Origin of the sequence: Raoultella sp. (assembly GCF_039594335.1) — a bacterium.
Classification (GTDB): Bacteria; Pseudomonadota; Gammaproteobacteria; order Enterobacterales; family Enterobacteriaceae; genus Klebsiella.
This window is the reverse complement of the sequence record NZ_JBCNNS010000197.1, coordinates 1-5,879: the sequence shown is the minus strand read 5'-3', so window position 1 is coordinate 5,879 and position 5,879 is coordinate 1. Positions and strand designations below refer to the sequence as shown.

Below are 5,879 nucleotides of genomic sequence, written 5' to 3'. Positions count from 1 at the left end.
AGCATATATTAAACGAGGTTCATTATGTTTGGAATCTACCGAGGGCGCCGCCTGGCACTGTACATCCTGTTGGCTATTATGATTGCTACTATAGTGGGATATAGCACCTATACTTTTGTAAAATACACACTTTAATAATGACTTTAATTGACATTAATGTGTAATTAATTTAATTACAAACAATGCGAAAAATATTAATAGGGGAAATAAAAATATAATATTATCGCTACGAACAATGACGTAAAATAATCACTCAGGAAAGGATATTGCGTTGCATGTCATTTTACCGGACAATATGTTTTTTAACTGATGATTAACAAGTAATGAAACATCCGCTCGAAACGCTGATCGCCGCCGCAGGCATTTTATTGTTGGCCCTGATCTCTTGTTTATTGCTGCCAGCGCCATCCCTTGGGATAACGCTGGCACAAAAACTGGTTGATACCTTCCATCTGATGGATCTCAACCAGTTTTATACCCTGCTCTTTTGTCTGTGGTTCTTAGCGCTGGGCACGATTGAATATGTGGTGTTGCGTTGGGTCTGGCGCCGCTGGTTTTCCCTTGAGCGCTAAGCCGGTAAAGTCACGCATTCCCGCCACCAGCGCCTCGCACCAGGCGGCATAATCATGGCCGCTTGAAGAAGGATGGAAGCTGACACGATAGCCCTTATCGCGTAACGCCTGTTCAAACGCGAGAGTATTACTGTAAATCCCACCATCAGCTCCCGAGGTCTCAAACCGGCCCGCCTGGAGCCAGAAACGTAGCGGATAGCGCAGCGACTGCTGATACTGGCGCGTCAGCCAGCCGGCTTCCTCGCCTTCCGGCGCCCACCAGTAAGAACCGGACAGGCTGAGGACATTGGCAAACTGCCGCGGATAACGCAGCGCAACCCACGATGCGGCCAGGCCGCCGTAGCTGGAGCCGGCGACAACGGTTTTTTGACGGATGACATCCAGCCCCTGTCGTCGCAGCCAGGGCAGCAGCTCATGGGCCATAAAATCGGCAAAGAAGGGGTTGGGCGGCAGCTCTTTCGCCCGGCGCGAGTGATCGAGACTATCAATAAACACCACGTTGATCGGCGGCAGCGCATGACTGGCGATCAGGCTGTCCAGCACGTTGGCAAAACGGTATTCATCCTGATAGGTTTTGCCATCAAACAACATCAGCGTCCAGCGCGCAGGCTGCGGCAGGCGCGGGCGGTAGATCATCACTTCCCGGGTATTGCGCAAAAAATCGCTGCGCAGCTGATGGTGGGTCAAGGTACCATAGCGCAGCGGCTGCCCCCTCCGCTGCGCCGTGCAGTAGCGCGCCGGATTGAGCGCCAGCAGCGAATAGCGGCGCCAGCGATCGCTGGCGCGATTGATACTGTGCGGGTTCAGCGGATCGGCCTGAGCGCTGACCAGAATCGCCCGCCGCTGCTCATGTCCGCCGCCGTCGACCTGCGGGACATCTGGCGCCAGCTTATATTGCATCAACGTATCTGCCGGCACCACGTAGCTGCGGAACCAGACATCAGAATGGCCAAGCCGAAACAGCGGATCGTGATCGCCCGCCGGAGATCCCAACAGGAAGACGTTTTTGCTCGCCCCGCGCCACAGGAAGGTGACGCGCTTGTGTCCTGCATCCACCGGTTCCACCATCGGCGTCCCTTCCTGTTCACGCTCCTGCCAGAAACTCACCGTGGAACCGCCCGCCGCCAGCTCCTGCATCAGCTGCTGCAAACGGGGACTGACGGGATCCAGGACCTGGGTTTTCGCCAGCGCGGTGGTCTCTTTCATCCGCCAGCGGAAACGCCAGCGGGTGCCTTCTTCACCGTGGAACACCAGCACAGAAGCGCGGTTCACCGGCAGGGAGAACAACAGCGTCTGCTCGCCATCCGGCGGCCCTCCCGCCAGCAGCGTGTGCAGCCGACGATGATTTTCATCCAGCAGGCGGGCATCCGTTACCCCGGAAATCGTCGCCGAAACGTAGTTTTCCCCCAACGTCGGTAGTTCAAAACAGACTTCGCCGCTGGCATCGAATTTTCCCTGTAGCTCTCCCTGCCGCGAAGAAGAGTCGCAGTTCATTGCCACCGCCGGTAGCGCACTCATGCCCACCAGCAGACCACCCCATGCCATTTTCATCGCCCGATTTATCCCTGTAAAAATTTGTTACCAACGCTAATGCAAATGGGAATGATTTGCAATAACATCAACTCCGCTCATTCTGACCATTAGATTTTTCTGGTGGGGGAAAAGGATAATTATGGTAATTTCAACCAAGGACATAGCGAAAACATGTTTAAATATAATAAGATAAAAAAACTCTGGGCCACGGGGTTTGCCGTGGCGACGCTCGCAGGACCGGCACTGGCGGAGGAAACGCTGGTGGTCACTGCGAGCAGTAACGAAGATCCCACGGCCCCCGTCAAAGGTATCGTCGCGACCAAAACCCTTTCCGCCACGAAAACCGCCGCCGGGCTGGTGAAGACCCCGCAGTCGGTCTCGGTCATCACCCGCGATCAGATGGCGGCTCTGGACGTGGCGTCCGTGTCACAGGCTCTGCGCTATAGCGCCGGGGTATTTACCGAGTATCGCGGATCGTCCAACCGTAATGATGAAGTCTTCGTCCGCGGCTTCAGCTATGTCCCTAAATATCTCGACGGCTTGAGCTATGGTGCCACCGCCTCGTCGCAAACCGGCACGCTGGATCCGTGGCTGCTGGAGCGCGTCGAGCTGGTACGCGGCCCGGCCTCGGTGCTGTTTGGCCAGGTCAACCCCGGCGGGCTTATCAGCATGACCAGTAAGCGTCCCACCAGCCAGTCGGTGCATGAAATTCAGTTCCGTACTGGCAACGACAATCTGGCGGAAGGCGCGTTTGATGTCGGTGGCCCGTTAAGCGACGACGGCCGCCTGCTCTATCGCCTCAACGGTCTCGCCCGCAGTCAGAACAGCCAGGTCGAGGACTATAAAGAGACGCGCATCGCCATCGCGCCTGCGCTGACGTGGTATCCCAACGATGCTACCCGCTTCACGCTGCTGACCAGCTATCAAAAAGATCCCGACGCCGGTTATCGCAACTTTCTGCCGCGCTACGGCACCGTCGACAGCGTCGATGGCAGCTATATTGCGCGCGACTTTAACGTCAGCGACCCCAGCTACGATCAATCCTGGCGTGAGCAGACCCTGATCGGTTATGAATTTGAGCATCAGCTCAACGACATGCTGACCCTGCGACAGAACGCCCGCTATGGAACGATAAAGCAGAAATATCGCTATCTGGTCTATTCCAGCAGTGAAGCCAACAGCTCTGTGCTCTCGCGCCGCGCCCAGCATGAGAAGCGGCAAACCGACGAGTTCGGCGTTGATAACCAGCTTGAGGCGCAGTTCGCGACCGGCCAACTGGCGCACACCGTGCTCGGCGGCCTGGACTATAAAACCAGCAAGGATAAGCAGTATCTCGGTCGCGCCAGCGGTTCGCAGTACGATCTCGACTGGCGTGCCCCGGTCTACGGCGTGAAGGTCGATGAAAGCACCTTCCGTAGCGCCAGCGATGAACAGCAGAATCTTGATCAGGTTGGCCTCTACCTGCAGGATCAGCTGAGCCTGGAAAACTGGGAACTGCTGCTTTCCGGCCGCTATGACTGGGCGGAAGTGCGTACCACCGACTTTACCGACAGCAGTCGCACCCAGAAAAACGACAGCAAGTTTACCTGGCGTACCGGCCTGCTGTACGCCTTTGATTTTGGCCTGTCGCCCTATATCAGCTACAGCACCTCCTTCGAGCCCAACCTGCAGACCAACCGTGCGCCGGGCGTCGCTCCGTTCGATCCCAGCGAAGGGAAACAGGTGGAAGTGGGGATGAAGTATCAGCCTACGCCGACGGCGTTGATGACTCTGGCGATGTACGACCTGACTCAAAGCAACGTTGCCACCTGGAACAGCGCGGCGGGATGGTATGAGAACAGCGGTAAGGTCCGCTCAAAGGGGGTGGAGGCCGAAGCGCACGCCACGTTCTTTGATAACCTCAACCTGATTGCTTCATACACCTGGATCGATGCGGAAACCGTGAATACCACCGTCGCCGGCAACGAAGGGAAAACCCCGGCGCGCATACCAACCCATATGGCCTCGGCGTTCACCAGCTACACCTTGCCCAATGGCGCGCTAAAAAACCTGACCGCTGGGGTTGGCGTGCGCTATATCGGCACCAGCTTCGGCGATGCGAAAAACACGTTCAAAGTACCGGCGGTAGATTTGTATGACGCGATGGTCAGCTATGAGCCTGGCGAAATGATCTCAAGCCTGAAAGGGACGAAAGTCCAGTTCAATATCAACAATATCGCCGACACGAAATATGTTGCCTCGTGCGCCAACGACAGCGCCTGTTTCTATGGCGTGGGTCGTACGGTCACGATGACGGTAAACTACGCCTGGTAGAAAGCAAACGTCCGCCGGTTTCCCCGGCGGACGCGCCTCAGTGGGCGCGATTGTGGTTCTCTTTGCGGTAGGCGCCCGGCGGCTGATGAAAGGTGCGGGTGAAAATGCGGGTAAACGTCTGCTGCGAATCAAAGCCGTATTTCAGGCAGATATCATAAACCCGCTGATTGGTGTCGCGCAGATCGCGCGCCGCCAGCCGCAGTTTACGTTCGCGGATATAACGCCCCAGACTCTCCCCTTTGTACTGCAAAAAGAGTCGTTGCAGATGCCATTTCGAATAACCAGAGTGACGAGCAATATCATCAATACGCAACGGCTGATGTAAATTGTCATCAATCCACCCGACGATAGTCTCAATCACCTGAGCGGAAATAGTCATAAGTCCTCTCCTCTTGAATTAAAGCAGTATTTATCGCCACCAGGTAGTAAATGATTGCGTCTTATCGGCAACCCAAACCGGCTCGCCAAGCATTGGCGTTAACAACCGCCACGGTCTTTGCTGGCTGGCAGCAGCCAGCCGCTTATAGGGATCGTCCCAGCTGTGTTTCGCCAGCACAAAGCGCCCCGCATGCCCCGGCAACACCGCACGCGTGCGGAGATCGTCGGCAGCCTGGGCGGTTTCGTCAGGCATCATGTGAATGTATTTCCAGTCCTGGTCGTACTGACCGTTCTCCATAATCGCCAGATCCACGGAACCAAACTGTTCGCCGATGGCTTTGAAGTGCGGGCCGTAACCGCTATCGCCGCTGTAGTAAATTTTCTGCTGCGGCGTGACGAACATAAAACTGGCCCACAGCGTCTGGTTACGCTTCAGCCCACGACCGGAGAAATGGCGGGCCGGCAGCACATGCACGGTGAGCTCGTCGCTGACCGGCAGCGCCTGATTCCAGTCCGCTTCGCTGATGATGGCGCTCTCCATGCCCCAGTAACGCAGATGCGACCCCACGCCGAGCGGCGTCACCACGCGCTTAATTTTTGGCATCAACGCTTTGATGGTGGCGTAATCCAGATGGTCGTAGTGATCGTGCGAAATGATCAGCAGGTCTATCTCCGGCATACGCTCTGCACGCCACGGATAGTCACCCGGGAAAGCTTTATTAATAAATGAGAACGGTGCGGCATAGTCACTGAAGACCGGGTCGATCAGAATGCGCTTCCCCGCCAGTTGCAAATACCAGGAGGAGTGGCCGAGCCACACCATCGTATCCTGCCCGAGAGGCAGACTGGCAAGATCGGTATTGACCAGCGGCAACGGCTGAGCGGGACGGGCATTTTCGCGTTTAGTCACCAGAAACTCCCACCAGGCGGACAGCATATTTTTCTGCCCGGTGAAGCCCGGTGTGGGAAGCTGATTATGAAACTGACCATCGCGATAGTGCGGCGACTGTTCCACCAGACTGAGCTGTGCACCCTGCGGCGCCCTGCCAAATCCGGCATTTAAGACAAACGGCAAAGCTGTTG

The 5,879-nt window shown here is 56.2% G+C and carries 5 protein-coding genes; 2 read left to right on the top strand and 3 right to left on the bottom strand.

The genetic code is table 11. The features are described 5' to 3' along the window. Positions 1-323: 323 nt before the first annotated feature. Positions 324-572, top strand: coding sequence for a DUF1158 domain-containing protein (locus ACZAHD_RS21140; RefSeq protein ID WP_462458501.1), 249 nt, complete (start codon positions 324-326; stop codon positions 570-572). On the opposite strand, the gene ACZAHD_RS21135 is transcribed toward ACZAHD_RS21140, so the two are convergent. Continuing rightward, positions 501-2,123 (bottom strand): alpha/beta hydrolase-fold protein, encoded by a 1,623-nt coding sequence (locus tag ACZAHD_RS21135; protein ID WP_462458500.1) that lies wholly within the window; start codon positions 2,121-2,123, stop codon positions 501-503. The two genes, ACZAHD_RS21140 and ACZAHD_RS21135, sit on opposite strands and share 72 nt — an antisense overlap. Positions 2,124-2,276: 153 nt before the next feature. Here ACZAHD_RS21135 and ACZAHD_RS21130 point away from each other — a divergent pair, with 153 nt between their 5' ends. Then, positions 2,277-4,418 carry a TonB-dependent siderophore receptor gene (locus ACZAHD_RS21130; RefSeq protein WP_462458499.1) on the top strand — a complete coding sequence of 714 codons (2,142 nt, stop codon included), beginning with the start codon at positions 2,277-2,279 and terminating at the stop codon, positions 4,416-4,418. A 37-nt stretch (positions 4,419-4,455) separates the two neighbouring features. Here ACZAHD_RS21130 and ACZAHD_RS21125 read toward each other — a convergent pair whose 3' ends face one another. Together ACZAHD_RS21125 and ACZAHD_RS21120 are read right to left on the bottom strand one after the other, a co-directional pair. Continuing rightward, positions 4,456-4,797: a RamA family antibiotic efflux transcriptional regulator gene (locus ACZAHD_RS21125; RefSeq protein ID WP_462458498.1), complete on the bottom strand. Its 342-nt coding sequence runs from the start codon at positions 4,795-4,797 to the stop codon at positions 4,456-4,458. 30 nt (positions 4,798-4,827) lie between these two features. Beyond that, on the bottom strand, positions 4,828-5,879 hold a 1,052-nt coding region (locus tag ACZAHD_RS21120; RefSeq protein ID WP_462458497.1), incomplete at its 5' end, for an MBL fold metallo-hydrolase.